Here is an 18,951-nt window from a genome sequence, read left to right on the forward strand (position 1 = left end):
GGGTAGGATAATGGAAACATTTTTTTTAGGTGTTATAGCTTTTTCAATGTTTTTTATAGCTATTATGTCTTTGATTAGAACTATTTTCTGGGTTATAGTTGCACTAAAAGTTAGAGATTTAGTTAAAGATATACACTCAGATTATAGGCAACTTTACCCAAAAGTATCTAAGCTGATTGATAATGTAAGTGGAGTGTCGGGAGTTTTAGGAGTTTTTAGAATGTTTAAATTTTTTAGAGGTAAAAAATGAGAAAGTTTATTAGCTTTTTAATATTTATTTTGGCTACTATAGGATTGGGTTATCTTGTGTATTCAAGAAGGGAAGAACTTAAAGAAAAAATTAAAGATTTGGAATGGAAAATAAAAAATTCCAAGTTTTCTCAAAATGTCAAAAGTAAATTTGATGAGATAATCAATGATTTAAAGGATAGAGTTGATAATGTTGACAAAACTCAAGAAGATGCTATACTTAATATAGTAGAAGATAAGATAAGAAAGTTAGAAGAATTAATTAAACAGGAGGAAATACGATGAACAAAAAAGCAGTATTAATAGCACTTGGTTCTGCTTTAGCAGCTGTTGGAGCGTACTTTGCCTATAAAAGAAAAGATGAGATTTTGGCAAAGTTATCTGATTTACAAGAATCTTTAAAAGAAATTGAGCTTACTGAGAAAGCAAAAACTGCATTTAATGATGTAGTGGAAAAATTATCATCCTTAGTTAAAAGAGGAGAAGAACTAACAGAAGAACAAAAAGCTAAAGAAATAGCAGAGCTCGAGGAAAAGGTAAAGAAGTTAGAAGAAGCAGTTAAAACAGAATCTTGATAAAGGTTTTAAATGGGATTTTCGTCCCATTTTTTATCTCTTTAATCTTAGCTATAAAAGATTACTTTAACAAAAATTATAGTTATCATAGTTCCGCGTTATCTTTTTATTTTTTTCTTTCTATGTTTCCACTGTTTATATTCGTTTTTTCAATTTTAAGTTTTATAGCTTTTTTAAAGATATCGGAAATTTACTATATCGTTTATAAACTGTTTCCTAATGTTGCTGAAAATTTTTTGGAAAATGTTTTAAAATTTTACAATACTAACTTATCTACTAATTTATCTTTAATCAGTATTCTTTTATCTCTTTATTTTGGGAAAGACCTGTTTATAGCAATTCAGATGGCTTTTCATTACATTTGGGAGTTGGAATATACTCCAGATAGAAAAAAGTTATTTGTTTCGATTTTGGCTTTGCCTTTTTTAGTAATTATTTTTATTATCTTTTATCTTTTTAAGATTTTACTACAGTTTGTAGATGAGATTAAAAATTATTTAGAAAATTTTGATGTTATTTTTTTAAAGTGGTTAGTTGTTTTTGTAAACTTTTTGTATGAAAACATAGACACTATTTTTAGTTTGTTAAATATATCTGAAATGTTTACTTTTTTTATTATAGTATATCTTCTGTTTTACTTTTTCATCCCAATAACAGTGGAAAAAAGGAAATTAGTTCTTATAATCTTTTTTGTTTCTGCGTGTTTATTTATAATGAGAATCTTGTTTGAAAGTGTGATTATTCAGTTTTTATCAAAAAATCCATTATTTTTAACTGTAGGTTCTTTATTTGCCTTTTTAGTATGGGTTAAGTTGTCGTTTGATATTATATTAATAGGTCAAAGGATACTTTACTATTATAGTAAACACTCGGAAGGTAGAAACCCTTCCGAGTAAATCTTTAATATAATCTAAAGTGTCTATTTAAGAACTTCTGCCAAGTAGTTGGTAATTTATCTATCTCTTCTTGTGCTATCTTTAGAACCTTGTCTTTTATTTTGTTGATATCACAGGTAGCTCTGAGTTTTACGTCGCAAACTTGAGGCTGGGTTATAGGTTTTCCTATCTGGCTTACAAGATAGCAGTATGCTTCTTCTACTTCTTCAATCTCTGCTACTATTCTTTCTGCCATATCCATTGCAGCTGTATTATAAATCTTACCAATGTGGCTAACAGGGTTTTTACCTGCTGCAGCTTCTAAGCTCATAGGTCTGTAAGGTGTGATAAGTCCATTAACCCTGTTTCCTCTACCTACCTGTCCATCATCTCCAGCTTCTGCTGAAGTTCCTGTTACAGTTATGTAAACGGATTGATTATCTATATCGTCAGCTGTGTTTATAAAGATATCAACGTGTTTTGTTGTTAATCTTTGAGCTATAGAATAAGCATAGTTGGTAACAATTTCTTTCTTTTCTATGTAATCTTTTATATCGTTTACGTATTTATCAACAAAAGCCATAGCTATTGTAATTCTTATGTTGTCTTTATTTCTAACACCCATTATTTTAATATCTTCTCCAACGTAGGGATGGTCTTTTTTGAAATCTTTATTGTTTAAAGCTCTTTCAAGCTCGTAAACTATTGTTTCAATATCAGAAAAAGGAGCAAAACCAACACCAAAGGAAGTATCGTTAGCAAGAGGAATTTCACCTTTTAACTGGAATCTTTCAAAAAGCTCAACAAGATCTTTACTTCCAGGTTTTAGCTTAGGATGAATGATTACATGATTTACAATATCTAAATTTGGGATGTTTTCTTTTAACCATTTGTGAGCTGTTTCTACTGCAAGCTCCTTAACAGGAAGTTTTTTACCACCTTTTTCATCAATTGCTCTACCTGTTAGGTATATCTCTATAGGTTCTACTATTTTTCCACCTTTAAACTGAGGGTCTGCAACACCACCTATTAAAAGTGCTTTATCAACGTTATGGTGCATAATTGCTCCAAACTCTTCTCTATAGAGATTGGATAAAGCTATAGAAAGCTCTTCTGCTAATGCATCACAGATAGTATCAGGGTGGCCTGTTCCTTTTCTTTCAACGATTTCAACAGGCTGAGAAGATACTTTTTCAAACTCTAAAATACCTACGTTGATATTTGCCAATCTAAACCTCCTCAAGAGAAAAATTTGAGTTAATTAGATTAGCATAAATTAATATATCTTGCAAATTTTTTTTAATAGGTGTAAAATATTTTTTCTTAAAATTGAAGTTTAAACGGAGGAATAGATGGCAAAAGCTGTATTATCACCAAAAAAGTTAAAACACAAAAGAAGAGTAAAGAAAAACGTTAGAGTTTCGGAAAGAAGAAGACTTGAAAATAGATACCATGTCTCAAGAATGAAAACAGCATTTAAAAAGTTCTATGAAACGCTAAAGAAAGAAGGAAAAGAAGCTGCAGAGAAGCTATTACCAATTTGCCAAAAACTTGCATACAAAGCTGCTGCAAAAGGAGCTATCCACAAAAACGAAGCTGCAAGAAGAGTTTCAAGAGCTGCTAAAAGATTAAAACAAGTTGCATAAATAGAATTTCTGAGTAAAATATATTATAGATAAAGATGGCGGTATAGCTCAGTTGGTTAGAGCACGCGGCTCATATCCGCGGTGTCCGGGGTTCGAATCCCTGTACCGCCACTTTTAAAATGATAGAAAAAAAGTTCTTAAAAGCAATAAAAGATTTTTCTCTAATACATCCAAAAGACAAGGTCTTAATTGGGTTTTCTGGTGGTCCGGACTCAGTCGTCTTATCTTTTCTACTGAAAAAGTTCCAAGAATATTTCAAAATAGAGAAAATAGCCTTAGCCCATCTAAATCACAGCCTTAGAGAAGAGTCTGATAAAGATGAAGAGTTCTGTAAAAATTTTGGTCAAAAGTATGGTATTCCTGTTTTTACGAAAAAAGTAGATGTAAAAGCCATTGCAAAAAAAGAAAAAAAATCTATAGAAGAAGCTGGAAGAGAAGAAAGGTATAAATTTTTTAAAGAAATTATGGAAAAAGAAAATTTTAACAAGTTGGCAACAGCTCATCACTTATCAGACTTGATAGAAACTATGTTTTTATGGTTTGTTCAAGGAAATAAAAAAGGCTTAAAAGGATTTAAACCTAATGAAGATAGCATAGTTAGACCTCTTTACTACGTTAAAAAGGAAGAGATATTAGAGTATTGCCATAAAAATAATTTATCTTATGTAATTGACAAATCAAATTTTGATAAAAGATACTTAAGAAATAAAGTAAGATTAGACTTAATTCCAATTGCAAAAAAGATTAACCACAGCTTAGAAGAATCTCTGTTAAGATTATCTTTTTTTCAGTCTTTAGATGAAGAGTTTTTAGACAGTTATTCAAAAGATATTTTACAGTCTGTGATAAAAGAAAATTACTTAGATCTTAATTACTTAAATAATTTTCACAATGCTGTAAAGTATAGGGTAATTACAGATTGGATATACGAAAAATCAGGGATATATCTATCTTATCAAAAAATTTTGAATATTTTAGACTTGTTGAAAACCAAGGGAACTAAGACAATACATCTAGAAAAAGACCTTCAACTTATAAAAGAGTATGATAAACTTTATTTAAATCACTCTCAAAAGGTGGAAAAATCTGATAAAGAGTATAAATTAAAAGTTGGACAATCTATCTTTATAGAAGAATACGGAATAAGTTTAACTGCTTTTAAACCTACAAAAGAAGATATTGAAAAGATGAAAAAAAGTAAATGTATTGAATGTTTTGATATAGATTCAGATGAGTTTATATTAAGATTTAGAAAAGAAGGAGATAGATTTTTACCATTTGGAATGAAAAGTGAGAAAAAATTAAAGGATGTTTTTATTGATTTAAAAATTCCTAAAAATATGAGAAATTCTATACCACTTTTAGTTTTTGGTGATAAAATATTATGGATAGTGGGTTATAAAAGGTCAGCCTACTATCCAATAACCGAAAATTCAAAAAATCCTATATGTTTTAAAGTTAAGGAGGCACGAAGTTGCAGCTAACAAGGAGTTTATTAATCTGGTTTATAATCGGTGCAATGATGATACTTGCATTTAATATGTTTGGTGCAAGACAGATAAGTGATTCAAAGGTGTCTTTTACCGATTTTATGACAATGGTAAATGAGAAAAAAGTTGTTGAGGCTACAGTTAGGGGAGAAGAACTTACAGCAGTCACCCAAGACGGTAAAAAAGTTGAAACTGTGATTCCACCGGGTTATTCAAAGCTTTACGATATTTTATCTGAAAACGGAGTACAGGTCAAAGTTGTTTCTACAGAAAACAGCAGCTGGCTTATGACTTTACTTATATCTTGGCTTCCAATTCTACTCTTTATAGGACTTTGGATTTTTATGATGAGACAAATGTCTGGTGGCCCAAATAGAGCCTTTTCTTTTGCAAAGAGTAAAGGAAAACTTTATTTAGAAGAAAGACCAAATGTAAAGCTTGATGATGTTGCTGGAATGGATGAAGTAAAAGAAGAAGTAAAAGAAATCATAGAGTATTTAAAAGACCCTTCCAGGTATCAAAAGTTAGGCGGAAGAGCTCCTAAAGGTATTCTTCTTTATGGAGACCCGGGAGTAGGTAAAACATTACTTGCAAAAGCAATAGCAGGGGAAGCAAATGTTCCGTTTATTTCTATCTCAGGTTCTGACTTTGTTGAGATGTTTGTTGGAGTAGGAGCTGCAAGAGTTAGAGACCTTTTTGAAACAGCGAAAAAACATGCACCTTGTCTTATATTCATTGATGAGATAGATGCAGTAGGTAGAGCAAGAACAGGTGTTGGTTTTGGTGGTGGACACGATGAAAGAGAGCAAACCTTAAACCAATTACTTGTTGAGCTTGATGGTTTTGATACAAACGAAGGGATTATAGTTATTGCTGCAACCAACAGACCAGATATATTAGACCCAGCACTTTTAAGACCAGGAAGATTTGACAGACAGATATCTGTTCCAAAGCCTGATGTTAAGGGTAGATACGAAATCTTAAAAGTTCACATTAATAAAAAGAATATACCTTTAGCAGAAGATGTAGATTTAATGACTATAGCAAAAGGAACTCCTGGATTTTCAGGAGCTGACCTTGCAAATCTTGTAAATGAGGCTGCATTACTTGCTGCCAGAAGAAAGAAAGAAAAAGTAGGTATGCAAGAGTTAGAGGACGCTCTTGACAGGATAATGATGGGGTTAGAAAGAAAAGGAATGGCTATAACACCAAAAGAAAAAGAAAAAATAGCCTACCATGAAGTAGGACACGCATTAGTTGGAGTTATGTTAGAAGAAGCAGATCCACTACACAAAGTCTCTATCATACCAAGAGGAATGGCTCTTGGTGTAACTGTAAATCTTCCAGAAGAGGATAGACATCTTTATTCAAAGAGAGATTTAATGGCAAGAATGCTACAGCTTTTTGGTGGAAGAGCTGCAGAGGAAGTTTTCTACGGTAAAGATGGTATTACAACAGGAGCTGAAAACGATTTAATGAGAGCTACAGAGCTTGCTTACAGAATAGTTGCAGCTTGGGGTATGAGTGATGAAATAGGTCCTATAAATGTGCCAATGAGCAGAAGTGGAAGTATATTTATGGGTGGACAAGGCATAGAGATAAGTGAAGAAACTGCAAGGAAGATAGATGAAGAAGTTAACAAGATTTTAAGAGAATCTTATCAAAAAGCAAAAAATATAGTAGAAACTTATAAAGATGCTGTTATTGCAGTTGTTCAGCTTTTACTTGATAAAGAGACTATAACCTGTGAAGAGATGTTTGCAATCCTAAAAGAGTATGGTGTACCTGTGTTAAACAGATGTAGAAAGTTTGAAAATGTTAATGTTATAACAGATTCAGCAGCCCCAGATGTACCCCCAGCAGAGCTATCTGATTAAAGAGGGCTGAAATTGGTAGATACTCACTGTCATCTTGACATGCTACCTCAGAAAGATATAGTAGAAAGTGTAAAAACTTTAGATTATCTACTTACAATCGGGTGTGATAAAGAAGAGATAAAAAAAGGAATAGAGTTAGGTAATAAATACGAAAACGTTTTTGTAGCGATAGGATATCATCCTTACGATGTAGGAGATTTAACTGACGGAGATATAGAAGAGTTAGAGAGATTAGCAAAAGAAAATCCTAAAGTTATAGCGATAGGTGAGTGTGGTTTAGATTTTTACAGAGATAAAACCTTAAAAGAAAAGCAAGAATACTTTTTTAAAAAACAGATAGAGCTTGCAAAAAAGTTAAGAAAACCCCTAATAATACACTCAAGAAGTGCAGATAGAGAGACAGAAAAAGTATTATCTCAGTATGATCCTTTTGAAAACGGAGGTATTATGCACTGTTTTGGAGGGGATGAGAGATTGATGGAGTTTTCTTTAGAAGCAGGGTTTTACATATCTTTTGCAGGGAATATAACTTACCCTAAAGCAGATAACCTTAGAAATATCCTAAAAAAAGTTCCATTAGATAGACTTTTGTTAGAGACAGATAGTCCATTTTTATCTCCTCAAAAAGTAAGGGGAACTCAAAACAAGCCTTCTAACATATACTATACTTTAGAGTTTGCTTCTGAGCTTTTAGGTATTGAAAAAAATAAGCTTGAAAGGATAACCGACGAAAACTTTAAACGGTTATTCAGCCTTAGTTAAAACACACCAACCCGTAAACTCGTTAGTATTAGTTATTTTCTTATAAAAGCTTGTTCTAAAGCCTTTCTTATATCTTCAAAAAATACAGCTTCCTCTCTTGGATTTCTTAACACATAAGCGGGGTGGTAAGTTATGTAAACTTTTTTGCCTTCGTATTCTAATATGCTTCCCCTTTCTTTTGTTATTTTTGTCTCTCTTTTAAATATACCTCTGTAAGCAGTTGCGCCAAGTAAACATAAAACAGAAGGGTTGATTATCTCTATCTGTCTTTTAAGGTATGGAAAGCATGCCTCTTGCTCTTCTATAGTTGGGGTTCGGTTGTTTGGTGGTCTGCATTTGTTTATGTTTGCAATGTAAACGTCGCTTCGTTTATAACCTGCTGATTCTATTGCTTTTGTTAGAAGTTGCCCCGCTTTACCTACAAACGGTCTTCCTTGTTTATCTTCTTCTTCTCCCGGAGCTTCTCCTATAAACATAATCGGAGAGTTTGGATTACCCTCTCCTAAAACTGCTTGTTTTCTGTTTTTGTGTAAATCGCATTTTGTACAGTTTTGAATCTCTTGGTTGATTTGGTTTAAAAGTTTGAGTTTTTCGTCAGCTTTGTTATTTTCTAAAATAATTTCATTAAAACCCATATCTTTCATTACTTTTAAAAAGTTTTTCAGCTCCAAGATTTATCCTTTATTTTGAAGTAGGTGTTTGGTTTAAATGTTTTTTGGTGGCATAAATTCCAAACTGGATAAAATCTTCATCTTTGTAAATAGATGGTTTTGTGTTGATTTCTTTTTTTGCTTTGTTATACCATACTTCTTCTTGGCCTTGACTGATAATATCAGAAGGTGCAACAAACACGTTAGACCTTGCTATTTCTATACACTTGCTATCTTGCAGGTAGCAGAGAATACAGAAAACTTCTTTAAATGGTGCGTGGTAAAAAAGATACATCTCTCCGTCTGTGTTTGATACAGGAATGTCTAAAACTTCTTGATTTTCTACAAAGAGTTTTATTCTTAAAGTTTTGTTTTCAAGCTGTTTTTTTAGGTCTTCTTTTATAAACCAATAGGTGTAAAATTTAGATGGGTTCACAGGGAGAATAACTATCTTTGTAATGTCAAATCTTACTGGAATTTGATAGTCTTGGGTTTGGGGTTTTAAGACTTCGTCTTTTGTGTGTAGTATGTGACTTGAAAGGTTATCTTCCTGAATACTAAGTTTTATTATTTCGTTCATAAAATAACCTCTCTACTGTATTTTATGCTTTCATACAGTTTTATGTACTTCTGTGCTGTGCTTTCTATTGAAAAATCAAATCCCATAACTTTTCTTTGGAGATCTGAAAACTTCTGTTTGTTGTTATACAGGTCTATGGCTCTATTTATAGCGTTTAAAAATTCGTGCTTGTCTGGGTTGTCAAAAAGTATTCCATAACCGTCAGGCTGGGAAATGTCTTTTACAGTATCGTTTAAACCTCCTGTTCTACGGGCAACTACTAAAGTTCCGTATCTCATAGCTATCATCTGGTTTAAACCACAGGGTTCAAACAAAGAAGGCATTAAAAGAAAGTCTCCACTTGCATACATTTTTCTACTTATAGATTCATCATATCCTACTTTGGTAAATATGTTTTCATATTTTCCTTTAATACTTTCAAAAAAGTCGTTGTATCCTCTATCTCCACTACCTAATATAGCAAGATTTATAGGCAATTTAGAAAGTTCTTCTATAGTATCTTTTATCAGGTCTATACCTTTTTGTTGTGCAAACCTTCCTATAAAGACAAACAAGGGTTTATCTTCTTCTAAACCAAATTCTTTTAAAAATAGCTTTTTATTTGTAAGTTTTTTTTCAATGGTGTACTCACAGAATTTTTCATATATATGCTTATCTGTTTCTGGATTCCATATGTTGTAATCAATACCATTTATTATTCCGTAGAGTTTATTTTCGTACTTCCTCAGCAAACCGTCTAAACCAAATCCATATTCGGGCTTGAGTATCTCTTTTGCGTAAGTAGGGCTTACAGTTGTGATTGCACTACTAAAAACTATTCCACCTTTTAAAAAATTCACTTTATCGTAAAACTCAAGAGCTTCCATATGGAATAAATCCCATCCAAGATTAAGTCTTTCTATTGCAAATTTATCAAATATTCCTTGGTATGCTAAGTTATGGATTGTAAGTACAGTTCTAACGTTATGCCAGTTGTATTTGTAGTAAGTTAGAACAGGTATTAATGATGTTTGCCAGTCGTTGACGTGTATTATGTCTGGATTTAATTCTTCTTTTCTTATAAACTCCATTACTGCGTATGAGAAAGCACCAAATCGTATATCATTGTCTGGATAATCTCCTTCTGGAGTTCCGTAAAGATAATCTCTCCCAAAGAGTTCATCGTTTTTTAAAAAGAAAAACGTAACGTTATCTATCAGTTTGTAAACTTCAAAAGTGTAATTTCTACCATTTAAGAAAACATCTATAAAAACGTTTATAGACTTAATCTTATGTTTTTCTAAGTCAACGGATTTGTAAAGTGGCATGAAGCCAAAGACTTTTAAGCCCTTTTTTGCTATCTCTTTAGGCAAAGATCCGCTTATATCCGCCAATCCTCCCGTTTTTGCAAAAGGATAAATTTCACTTGATGCAAACACTACTTTCATTTATACTACCTCTCTTAAAAACTTTGCAGCTTCTTCTGGAGAAGTTGGGTTTATATAATAATCAGTTCCCAGTTCGAATCCTGCAAGTGTAGTTATCCGAGGTAGTATTTCTATGTGCCAATGAAAGTATTTGTTAATGTGATTAAATATTTCTTTGTTTACAACATCATCTCTGTAAGGTGGAGCTGAGCACAGAATCATATTAAAAGGCGGATTTATTAAAGTTTTGTCTAATTTTTTAACTGTAAACCTCATTACGTCTGCAAGGTTTTTCATTGTATCTTCTGTTATTGTAGAAAAGTCGTGGGAGTGGAATTTAGGAGCTATTTTAATTTCAAATGGGTACAAGCTTGCGTAAGGACAGTAGGATATAAAGTTTTCATTTTCGTAGATAACTCTCTCACCAAGTTGAGATTCTAACTTTATCTCATCACAGGTATAACATCTTTCTTTTTCTAAAAAGTGTTTTTGAGATTGTAAAATCATTGTAAGTGGTTGTTTTGGTATTGTTGGAAGGGCTATAAGCTGACTATGAGAGTGGACTAAACTTTTTCCGGCTTCTTTTCCGTGATTTTTAAAAATATGAACATACTTAATTCTATAGTCGTTATAAAGGGATTTCATCCTTTCTCTAAAAGCTATAAACATATTTATAAAGTCTTGTTCCTCAAAATCTTGAATATGTTTAAAATGATCAGGTGTTTCTACGATTACTTCGTGGGCACCAAAACCACCTTTTTTGTCAAAGATGTAATAACCATCTGACAATGGAGAGTTTTCAATTCTTAACGCAGGGTATCTGTTTGGAAAAACTCTTACAAGCCATCCTGGAGTGTTTGGAGCTGAAGCGTCAGGTCTGATTGCAAATATTTCTGGAGGAGTTTTGTCTTCGTTTCCATATTCAAAAGGGCATTTAGATATATCCGTTATAGGCTCTTCGTAAATAGACACGTTGTAATCGTGAGGTCTTTTTGACCTTTCAGTTGCTATTATAACCCACGTATCTTTTAGGTAGTTGTATCTAAATTCAGACATTTTTTATCTTCCTATTATTCCTTCTGTTGGAGAGGACGCAGAGGCATACATCTTTTTAGGTATTCTTCCTGCAAGGTAAGCAAGTCTTCCTGCTATTACTGCATGTTTCATTGCAACAGCCATCTTTATTGGGTCTTTTGCACCAGCTATTGCTGTGTTCATAAGTACACCGTCAACTCCAAGTTCCATAACCATTGCAGCATCAGAAGCTGTTCCTATCCCTGCATCAACTATCACAGGTATTTTTACCGCTTCTTTTATAAATAAAATGTTGTAAGGATTTTGAAGTCCAAGACCAGACCCTATTGGAGCTGCCAGTGGCATTACAGCTGCACATCCTATATCTTCAAATCTTTTTGCCATTACTGGGTCATCTGTGATGTAAGGTAAAACTGTAAAACCTTCTTTTACAAGTATTTCAGCTGCTTTTAGAGTTTCTACCATATCAGGATAAAGTGTTTTTTGGTCTCCTATAACTTCAAGTTTTACAAATCCGTGTCCTAATGCTTCCCTTGCAAGTCTTGCCGTTAAAACTGCTTCTTCTGCGGTATAACATCCTGCAGTGTTTGGAAGTATCATTATTTTTTTAGTGTCTATGTAATCAAGAAGGTTTTCTTTTGTTGGGTCTGTAATGTTAACCCTTCTAACAGCAACAGTTATTATTTCAGCTCCAGAAGCTTCTGTGGCTTCTTTTGTCTCTTTAAAATCTTTATATTTTCCAGAACCTACTATTAATCTTGATTTAAATGCTTTTCCACCAATCACCAGTTTATCTTCTTTTAAGAATTTTTCTAAGTCGAACATTTAATGCCTCCTGAGGTTATTCCTACAATTAAAATTTAGGTTTTATTTTATCAGTTTCAAAAAATAAAGTAAATGGAGAATTCATAGATATACATACTCTTTTAACTTTACTATGTGAGGGTTTAAGTTTGTTTCTTCTTTTACTTTTTCTTTAAATACTTGCATCACTTCTGGTTCTCCGTGAATTAAGAAAACGGATTGTAAGTCTTTTGTAGTTTTAATGAATTTTATCAGACTGCTTTGATCGGCATGAGCCGAAAAACCGTTTATCGTGTAAATTCTTGCTTTTACAGCTACCTCTTCTCCGTATATCTTTACAACCTTTGCACCATCTACAATCTGTCTGCCTAACGTTCCTTTTGCTTGATATCCAACAAAGATAACAGAAGAGTTTTCTCTCCACAAGTTGTGTTTTAAGTGATGCTTTATCCTTCCTCCATTACACATCCCACTTCCTGCCATTATAATAGCTCCTGACTCTATGTCGTTAATCTTTCTTGATGCTTCCACTGACTCTGTAAAGTTAACCCAAGGGAAAACAAACGGATTTTGTCCTCTTTTTAAATATTCTAAAACCTCTCCGTTTAACTGATTTGGAAATTGTAGAAAAAGTTTGGTTGCAGAGATTGCCAGAGGGCTGTCTAAGAAAATTTTACACTGTGGAAGTTCAGCGTTATCGTACATTTTTCTTAGGATAAAAAGTATCTCTTGGGCTCTCTCTAATGCAAATGTAGGAATTACTACATTCCCTCCGTCTTTGAAGCTTTCAATAATGGCTGTTTTAAACTCTTCTATCGTTTGGTCTAAAGGTTTATGGTTTCTATTTCCGTATGTAGATTCTATAAATAAAACATCAGCGTTTTTTGGATAATCTATAGGTTTTATTACAAGTTTGTTGTCTATTCCTAAGTCTCCTGAAAATATAATTTTTTTAGTGTTAGAGTTTTCTTTAACTGTAAGTTCAACATATCCACTTCCAAGGATATGTCCTGCATTTCTAAATATAATTTCAACATTTTTTGACAATTTATACTTTTCATTATATTCTAAGAGCACTTTGAAATACTCCATAGCCTCAAATACGTCATCTTCATCGTATAAAGGAGGCTTTGCTTCTTCTGGTTTACCTCTTCTTAAAGCTTTTTTATAGTTAACTTTATACTCTTCTGCCATAACTTTTGAAGCGTCTAAAAGCATAATCCTTGCAACTGCGTACGTAGCTCTTGTAGAGATTATCTTTCCTCTAAATCCTTGCTTAACCAGTAAAGGAATCCTTCCACAGTGGTCTATGTGGGCGTGGGTAAGTATAAGATAATCAATGTCTTTAGGATTAAATCCAAAAGGCTCGTAGTTTTTATCTTCTTCTAAACCTTGAAACATTCCACAGTCTATAAGTATGTTCATATGGTCAACTTTAACTAAATGACACGAACCTGTTATACCTTCTACTCCACCAAACGATTGTACTATCATACAAATCTCCTTTAATGATGATGGTGTCCTATTCCAAAGGCTCTAAGTATTGTCCAGATACCAAAAATAATAATAATAACTCCTGCCAACTTAGATAAATTCTTTCTGGTAGCTGGAGATATAGAAGCTAACAATCTGGAAGAGAATAACATCGCAGGAATTGTCCCAAGCCCAAAAAAGAACATTGTAAGCATACCTTTAAAAGGGTCTTTATCTAAAACAGCTTTCATTAAAAATGCGTACACTAAAGGACAAGGTAGAAAGCCGTTAAACATACCTAAAAAGAAAGGAGATTTTCTAAATGCATTTAACATATCAGATATTGTAAAAAATATCACGTCTAAAAAAGGAACGCCTTTCTCTTTTATACTTCCCACAACCTGCAGTCCAAACACAATCATTCCAACACCTAAAAATACAGATAAACCTTTTTGAAATATTTGAAACTCAAAATTATGAAAGTACATCCCAAGCAGTCCTGCTAAAAATCCAAGGAATACGTAAGTAAAAACTCTGCCAAAGTTGTAGAGAATATTACCAATCCAAAAGTTTTTGTAGATAATCAAAGACGGAATAGCACCACACATTCCGATACAGTGGTAAGAACCTAAAAACCCACCTAAGAAAATCATAAAGTATTCAAGCAAACAAGCACCCTAAACGGTTATATTTGATAAATAGAATAAGTTAAAAAAATTACTCAGTCAATAGATTTAAAAATCAAAATCTTAATTAAGATGAAAATTTTTAAGTGATTGATTTAAAAAGGCAAAAAAATTTTTGACAAGCCCTACATATAGTGTTATACTTTTAAAAATAAACTATATATAGTGGAGGTACATCATGGCACTTATCGGTAAAACCTCAGTTAGAGATAACATCAGACTCTCAGAAAATCCTAAGTACCCAGTTTTCAGAGAGCTTTACACAAAACAGAAAAAAGCAGTATGGTTTCCAGAAGAGCTTAACATACAACAAGACGTTTTAGATTACAAATCTTTAACACCTACAGAAAAAGAACTTTTTGATTCAGCAGTTGGATACTTTGCATCTTCAGAGCTACTGGTTCAAAACGTTTTAGGAAATGGATTTTTCCCTGTTTTAACAGACCCTTACGCAAAAATGAGTTTTTCAACTCAGATGTTTATGGAAAACATTCATTCAGACTTTTTTGAAATAATCCTTAACTCTTTTGATATGGACAGAAAAAGAATTTACAACATTACCCTTGAAGATAAACTTTTAGAAGAAAAACAGGAGCTTATAGTAAGAGCTGTTGATAGAATAACTTACGGTAAAGCTGACCCTGACACTTTAGAAGGAAAAAAACAAATTCTAACTTCTATCCTTTTAAATAACATCATACAAGAAGGACTGTTTTTCTACTCTGCCTTTGCACACTTTTTTGCTATGAAGGATACTGGAAAGATGAAAAATGTTGTTGCAGGAGTGGAGCTGATACTTATTGACGAGTCTTTACATCTACAAAACGGTATAGAAGCTATTCTTACAATGGTAGAGGAAAATCCTGAGATTGTTGATGATTATGATTTTGTTGAAAATATAAGACAGTCTATTATAGATGCGGTAGAGCTTGAACTAAACTATTTAAAAACAAAATTTGGAGGAACGACTATATTTGGAGTGTCTTACAACGAGCTTGAAAGGTACATGAAGTATATTGCAGACAGAAGACTTGTAGAGCTTGGCTTTGAGCCTCAGTTTGGTATAAATCAAAACCCTCTTAAATTCTTGCAAAAAGAAGACGTTAAAAAATTAACAAACTTCTTTGAAGTATCATCTACTGAATACACAAACTTCTAAAAAGGAGGAGGTTCATGCAAAGAATTGTTATAAAGAGGGACGGAACTGTAGAAAAGTTCCAGATGAAAAAACTTGTAGATGCTATCTTTGCACTTTTAGAAGGCTTGGAGCTTCCTGATGATTACGAGATAGTATTTAAAGTAGCAAAAGAGCTTGATTTAAAAATTCCAGAAAAAGTTACAACAGAAGAACTTGATTATCTTGTGTTAAAGGCTATAGAACACCTTATACCAAAAAACTACATATACGACACACTTGCTACAAGACAGCTCCTAAAAATAATAAATAGAAGAATAGACAGAAGATTTAGATCGTTTAAAGATTACATAAACTATGCAGTAGAAGAAAAGCTGTTAAAACCAGAGTTATTACAGTTTGATTTAGACAGAATAGAAAATGCAATAGACTACTCAAGGGATTACAACCTTGACTACTTTGGACTTTCTACCTTAAAAGACAGATACTTAATGAAAGATAGAGAATTTGAGACTATAGAAAAACCTCAATGGTTTTTTATGAGAGTTGCTATGGGAATAGGCAACACAGAAGACGAAATAATCAAGATATACAACAAACTTTCAAACCTTGAGTACTTACATTCCACACCAACACTGTTTAACTCTGGAACCCTTACAAATCAGTATAGCAGTTGTTTTCCTGCAGGAACACCTGTTATAACAAAAGATGGAGTAAAAAATATAGAGGATATTAAAATCGGAGATGTTGTCCTAACAGCTGAAGGAAATTACAGAGTAGTTTCAGGTTTATTTAGCAGAAAATATCAAAGAGACCTCTACAAACTTCACGTTTGGGGATTGTGGGGTAAAGAGGAAACTGTAAAGGCAACTGATGACCATAAATTTTTAGTGTTAAAAAAAGAAGATATAGAGTGTAATAGAAAATTTGTTAAAGTCTGTCCTCCTTATCAAAATACTGAAAAATGTTATCCTGTTAAGAAACAGTATGCTTATACGTGTGAAGAAGTTGAAACTAACTTGTTAGAAAATTTAAAATGGGTTGAAGCAAAAGATATAGAAGCTGGAGATTACATAGTTATTCCATATCCAAAAGAGATAAGTGAAAAGGTTGAGCTAAATATTTTAGATTATGTTGATAATCCTTACTTAGTAGAAAAAGATGGCTTTATTTACAAAGTAAACCATGACAAACAAAAAAGAACGCCAGAATTTAACAATCAAATAAACAAAATCAAAAGTAGGATAAAAATTGATTACGATTTTATGAGATTTTTAGGTTATTATGTTGCTGAAGGTTATATTAATAAATCTGGAAATAAACTTTCTACTGTGTTTACTTTTGGAGTTAAAGATAAAGAGTTTATTGAAGATGTTATCTCTTTAAGTAAAAAACTTTTTGATATCAATCCAACTGTAGCACATAATAAGGATAATTCAGTAAGAATTACTATAAACAGCACATATCTATCCCAATTTATTAAAAATTTAGTAGGAACAGGATTCAATAAAAAAATTCTTCCTCCAGAAGTAATGCTTGCAAATCCAGAAGCTCAAAAAGGTTTAATAGTAGGTTTATTTAGAGGAGATGCTACAGCTGTAAGCGACGGATACAGACTTACACTTTCAAATAAAACCCTTATTTACCAAACATTCCATATTTTATTAAGGATAGGAAGTTTACCAAGAATATCGAAAGCTTTAAAAAATCAGCTTGCTACTGAAGACCCTTATTCCGTTCACATATCCATAAATGACAGTGAAGATTTAATAAAACTTATAAACAAAGACACCTACAAGATAACAGCAAAACCAGATAAAACAAAAATAAACAGCTACAGATTCAGATACAAAGACTTTGTTTTCTACAAAATAACGAAAGTAGAAAAAGAAACCTTTGACGGAATTGTTTACGACTTTGAAGTTAGAGGAGACCACAGCTTCACAGCTAACTTAGTTGCAGCACATAACTGCTACGTCAACGTTGTCGATGACTCTTTAGAGTCTATTATGGATAAAGCAAAAGAGACCGCATTTTTAGCCAAGTATGCTGGAGGAGTTGGAACAGATGTAACCAGAATAAGAGCAACAGGCTCAAAAATACACTCTCTTAACGCAAAATCGTCAGGAATAATACCGTTTATAAAAATCTTTGACACGATAGTAAACGCAATTCAGCAAGGTGGTAGGAGAAGAAGCTCCCAAGTTATGTATCTACAACCTTGGCATTTAGACGTAGAAGCATTCTTAGACTTAAGAGAAACTACAGGAAACCCTTACTTTAGAACACCTTCTCTCAATACAGCTCTCTGGATGCCAGATGAACTTATGAGAAGAATAAAAGAAGGAGAGCCTATTTACCTTTTTGACCCAGCAGAATGTCCAAAATTAGTCACAGCATGGGGAGAGGAGTTTAAAAAAGAGTATGAAAAATGTATAGAAAAAGCGGAAAAAGGCGAGTTAAAACTATGGAAGAAAATAGACAGTAAAGACTTTTATAAAAAGTATCTCTTTAAACTTGCTAAAACAGGTCATCCCTGGCTCACGTTTAAAGACAGACACAACGAAAAAAACCCTTGCCCTCAGTATAGCGTAATAAACTCATCTAACCTTTGTACCGAAATAAGTATTCCAAACTCTCCTGAGAGTACTGCAGTTTGTACGCTTGCATCGGTTAATTTAGCAAGGCACGTAAAAGAAGATAAATCAGACTTTGACTGGGACAAGTTGAAAGACACATTAGAAACTATGGTTGTTGCCCTTGACAATATCCTTGATAAAAACTTCTATCCTTCAGAAGAATCAAGAAAGAATACAATGGATTTAAGACCAATTGGCATCGGAGTTATGGGATTTCACGAAGCACTGATAAAGTTAGGAATCTCTTACGATAGTGATAAAGCAGTTGAAACAGCAAGGAAGATAGCCAAGTTTATGAGAGAGGTAACATACGCAAAATCTCAGGAGCTGGCAAAAGAAAGAGGAGCATTCCCTCACTACTATGAAGCAAACTACGATTATCCACCAAGAAGAAACGCCGTCTTATTAGCTATAGCACCAACAGCTTCCATATCAATTATAGCCGGAACCTCTTCAAGTATAGACAACTATTTCTCTAATATCTTCTCGAGGGATACACTGTCAGGAAAGTTTATAGTTATAAACAAACCACTTATGAAAGAGTTAGAAGAAAGTGGATTATGGTCAGAGGAGCTGGCGGAAAAGATAAAAGCCCACCAAGGAAGTATCCAGTACATAGAAGAGTTAGACGGTAAGATAGATAAATCTCTATATAAAACAGCTTACGAAGTATCACCTTACAGACAGATAGATATAGCAGCTGCATTCCAAGAGCACATAGATCAAGCAGTGTCTAAGTCTTTATACATAGAGGAAGATTTAAGAGATAAGATGGAAGATATATACATGTACGCTTGGGAAAAAGGTTTAAAATCTACTTACTACTGCTTTATCGATAAAACAGTCAAAGGTGAAAAGTACACTATGAATGTTAATAAACGTGGAGAAAGAAGAGGTTTTGGACTTGCAAGAAGAAACGATAAAGAGTTAGAAAAAGAGCTTGAGGAAATTGAAAAACAGGCAAGGGAAAAGTATGGAGATGAAGTTGTAGATGCTGTAAAAAGCGGTAATATAGAAGGCTGTCCAACAGACCCTTTACTTGCAAAGATATGTCCAAGTTGTGAGTAAA

The 18,951-nt window shown here is 32.9% G+C and carries 18 protein-coding genes and 1 tRNA gene; 11 read left to right on the plus strand and 8 right to left on the minus strand.

What is annotated here, in order from left to right; genetic code table 11:
* Window positions 1-10 precede the first annotated feature (10 nt).
* The 4 genes from Q385_RS0103625 to Q385_RS08840 are packed head-to-tail and all read left to right on the plus strand — an operon-like array spanning window position 11 to window position 1,720.
* Window positions 11-250 (plus strand): hypothetical protein, encoded by a 240-nt coding sequence (locus tag Q385_RS0103625; protein WP_028950358.1) that lies wholly within the window; start codon window positions 11-13, stop codon window positions 248-250.
* Entirely contained in the window at window positions 247-534 is a 288-nt protein-coding gene (locus Q385_RS0103630) for a hypothetical protein (RefSeq protein WP_028950359.1), read from the plus strand. The genes Q385_RS0103625 and Q385_RS0103630 overlap by 4 nt, the downstream gene beginning before the upstream one ends.
* The gene (locus Q385_RS0103635) at window positions 531-824 is read left to right on the plus strand and encodes a hypothetical protein (RefSeq protein WP_028950360.1); all 294 of its coding nucleotides are present in this window, start codon (window positions 531-533) and stop codon (window positions 822-824) included. The genes Q385_RS0103630 and Q385_RS0103635 overlap by 4 nt, the downstream gene beginning before the upstream one ends.
* Window positions 821-1,720 (plus strand): YihY/virulence factor BrkB family protein, encoded by a 900-nt coding sequence (locus tag Q385_RS08840; protein ID WP_051524387.1) that lies wholly within the window; start codon window positions 821-823, stop codon window positions 1,718-1,720. Before Q385_RS0103635 ends, Q385_RS08840 begins: the two co-directional genes overlap by 4 nt.
* 4 nt (window positions 1,721-1,724) lie before the next feature.
* Here Q385_RS08840 and Q385_RS0103645 read toward each other — a convergent pair whose 3' ends face one another.
* Complete coding sequence (locus tag Q385_RS0103645) at window positions 1,725-2,927, minus strand: methionine adenosyltransferase (protein ID WP_028950361.1); 1,203 nt, start codon at window positions 2,925-2,927, stop codon at window positions 1,725-1,727.
* Window positions 2,928-3,051: 124 nt separating this feature from the next.
* On the opposite strand from Q385_RS0103645, the gene rpsT reads away from it, so the two are divergent.
* The 5 genes from rpsT (at window position 3,052) to Q385_RS0103670 (ending at window position 7,474) form a co-directional block, all read left to right on the plus strand.
* A complete protein-coding gene (gene rpsT, locus Q385_RS0103650; protein WP_028950362.1) occupies window positions 3,052-3,345 on the plus strand; it encodes a 30S ribosomal protein S20 in 294 nt (97 codons plus the stop codon).
* A 37-nt stretch (window positions 3,346-3,382) separates the two neighbouring features.
* Window positions 3,383-3,456: transfer RNA gene (locus tag Q385_RS0103655), tRNA-Met, on the plus strand.
* 8 nt (window positions 3,457-3,464) lie between these two features.
* The gene (gene tilS, locus Q385_RS0103660; RefSeq protein WP_028950363.1) at window positions 3,465-4,829 is read left to right on the plus strand and encodes a tRNA lysidine(34) synthetase TilS; all 1,365 of its coding nucleotides are present in this window, start codon (window positions 3,465-3,467) and stop codon (window positions 4,827-4,829) included.
* A complete protein-coding gene (gene ftsH, locus Q385_RS0103665) occupies window positions 4,820-6,712 on the plus strand; it encodes an ATP-dependent zinc metalloprotease FtsH (RefSeq protein ID WP_028950364.1) in 1,893 nt (630 codons plus the stop codon). The genes tilS and ftsH overlap by 10 nt, the downstream gene beginning before the upstream one ends.
* 12 nt (window positions 6,713-6,724) lie before the next feature.
* Complete coding sequence (locus tag Q385_RS0103670) at window positions 6,725-7,474, plus strand: TatD family hydrolase (protein ID WP_028950365.1); 750 nt, start codon at window positions 6,725-6,727, stop codon at window positions 7,472-7,474.
* A gap of 32 nt (window positions 7,475-7,506) precedes the next feature.
* Here the strand turns inward: Q385_RS0103670 and Q385_RS0103675 are convergent, their stop codons facing one another.
* The 7 genes from Q385_RS0103675 to Q385_RS0103705 form a co-directional block, all read right to left on the minus strand.
* On the minus strand, window positions 7,507-8,145 hold the full coding sequence (locus tag Q385_RS0103675; RefSeq protein ID WP_037919548.1) for a uracil-DNA glycosylase: 639 nt from the start codon (window positions 8,143-8,145) through the stop codon (window positions 7,507-7,509).
* Between the two features lie 10 nt (window positions 8,146-8,155).
* The gene (locus Q385_RS0103680; protein WP_028950367.1) at window positions 8,156-8,704 is read right to left on the minus strand and encodes a DUF4912 domain-containing protein; all 549 of its coding nucleotides are present in this window, start codon (window positions 8,702-8,704) and stop codon (window positions 8,156-8,158) included.
* Complete coding sequence (locus Q385_RS0103685) at window positions 8,701-10,131, minus strand: glycogen synthase (protein WP_028950368.1); 1,431 nt, start codon at window positions 10,129-10,131, stop codon at window positions 8,701-8,703. Before Q385_RS0103685 ends, Q385_RS0103680 begins: the two co-directional genes overlap by 4 nt.
* The gene (galT, locus tag Q385_RS0103690) at window positions 10,132-11,166 is read right to left on the minus strand and encodes a galactose-1-phosphate uridylyltransferase (protein ID WP_028950369.1); all 1,035 of its coding nucleotides are present in this window, start codon (window positions 11,164-11,166) and stop codon (window positions 10,132-10,134) included.
* A 3-nt stretch (window positions 11,167-11,169) separates the two neighbouring features.
* Window positions 11,170-11,970 (minus strand): thiazole synthase, encoded by an 801-nt coding sequence (locus Q385_RS0103695; protein WP_028950370.1) that lies wholly within the window; start codon window positions 11,968-11,970, stop codon window positions 11,170-11,172.
* 81 nt (window positions 11,971-12,051) lie between these two features.
* A complete protein-coding gene (locus tag Q385_RS0103700; RefSeq protein ID WP_028950371.1) occupies window positions 12,052-13,443 on the minus strand; it encodes an MBL fold metallo-hydrolase RNA specificity domain-containing protein in 1,392 nt (463 codons plus the stop codon).
* Between the two features lie 11 nt (window positions 13,444-13,454).
* Window positions 13,455-14,090, minus strand: coding sequence for a sulfite exporter TauE/SafE family protein (locus tag Q385_RS0103705; RefSeq protein ID WP_028950372.1), 636 nt, complete (start codon window positions 14,088-14,090; stop codon window positions 13,455-13,457).
* Between the two features lie 196 nt (window positions 14,091-14,286).
* Here Q385_RS0103705 and Q385_RS0103710 point away from each other — a divergent pair, with 196 nt between their 5' ends.
* Together Q385_RS0103710 and Q385_RS09480 are read left to right on the plus strand one after the other, a co-directional pair.
* Window positions 14,287-15,267, plus strand: a complete 981-nt coding sequence (locus Q385_RS0103710) for a ribonucleotide-diphosphate reductase subunit beta (protein ID WP_028950373.1) — start codon at window positions 14,287-14,289, stop codon at window positions 15,265-15,267.
* A gap of 14 nt (window positions 15,268-15,281) precedes the next feature.
* Window positions 15,282-18,950, plus strand: a complete 3,669-nt coding sequence (locus Q385_RS09480; RefSeq protein ID WP_084609407.1) for a ribonucleoside-diphosphate reductase subunit alpha — start codon at window positions 15,282-15,284, stop codon at window positions 18,948-18,950.
* The last annotated feature ends 1 nt before the right edge of the window (window position 18,951 follow it).

This window comes from Sulfurihydrogenibium subterraneum DSM 15120 (assembly GCF_000619805.1).
Lineage (GTDB): Bacteria > Aquificota > Aquificia > Aquificales > Hydrogenothermaceae > Sulfurihydrogenibium > Sulfurihydrogenibium subterraneum.

What these genes read in the sequence shown, in the direction of transcription:
- Q385_RS0103625 (WP_028950358.1), top strand. Translation starts at nt 11, where the DNA reads ATGGAAACATTTTTTTTAGGTGTTATAGCTTTTTCAATGTTTTTTATA.
- Q385_RS0103630 (WP_028950359.1), top strand. Translation starts at nt 247, where the DNA reads ATGAGAAAGTTTATTAGCTTTTTAATATTTATTTTGGCTACTATAGGA.
- Q385_RS0103635 (WP_028950360.1), top strand. Translation starts at nt 531, where the DNA reads ATGAACAAAAAAGCAGTATTAATAGCACTTGGTTCTGCTTTAGCAGCT.
- rpsT (WP_028950362.1), top strand. Translation starts at nt 3,052, where the DNA reads ATGGCAAAAGCTGTATTATCACCAAAAAAGTTAAAACACAAAAGAAGA.
- tilS (WP_028950363.1), top strand. Translation starts at nt 3,465, where the DNA reads ATGATAGAAAAAAAGTTCTTAAAAGCAATAAAAGATTTTTCTCTAATA.
- Q385_RS0103680 (WP_028950367.1), bottom strand. Translation starts at nt 8,704, where the DNA reads ATGAACGAAATAATAAAACTTAGTATTCAGGAAGATAACCTTTCAAGT.
- Q385_RS0103685 (WP_028950368.1), bottom strand. Translation starts at nt 10,131, where the DNA reads ATGAAAGTAGTGTTTGCATCAAGTGAAATTTATCCTTTTGCAAAAACG.
- galT (WP_028950369.1), bottom strand. Translation starts at nt 11,166, where the DNA reads ATGTCTGAATTTAGATACAACTACCTAAAAGATACGTGGGTTATAATA.
- Q385_RS0103695 (WP_028950370.1), bottom strand. Translation starts at nt 11,970, where the DNA reads ATGTTCGACTTAGAAAAATTCTTAAAAGAAGATAAACTGGTGATTGGT.
- Q385_RS0103700 (WP_028950371.1), bottom strand. Translation starts at nt 13,443, where the DNA reads ATGATAGTACAATCGTTTGGTGGAGTAGAAGGTATAACAGGTTCGTGT.
- Q385_RS0103710 (WP_028950373.1), top strand. Translation starts at nt 14,287, where the DNA reads ATGGCACTTATCGGTAAAACCTCAGTTAGAGATAACATCAGACTCTCA.
- Q385_RS09480 (WP_084609407.1), top strand. Translation starts at nt 15,282, where the DNA reads ATGCAAAGAATTGTTATAAAGAGGGACGGAACTGTAGAAAAGTTCCAG.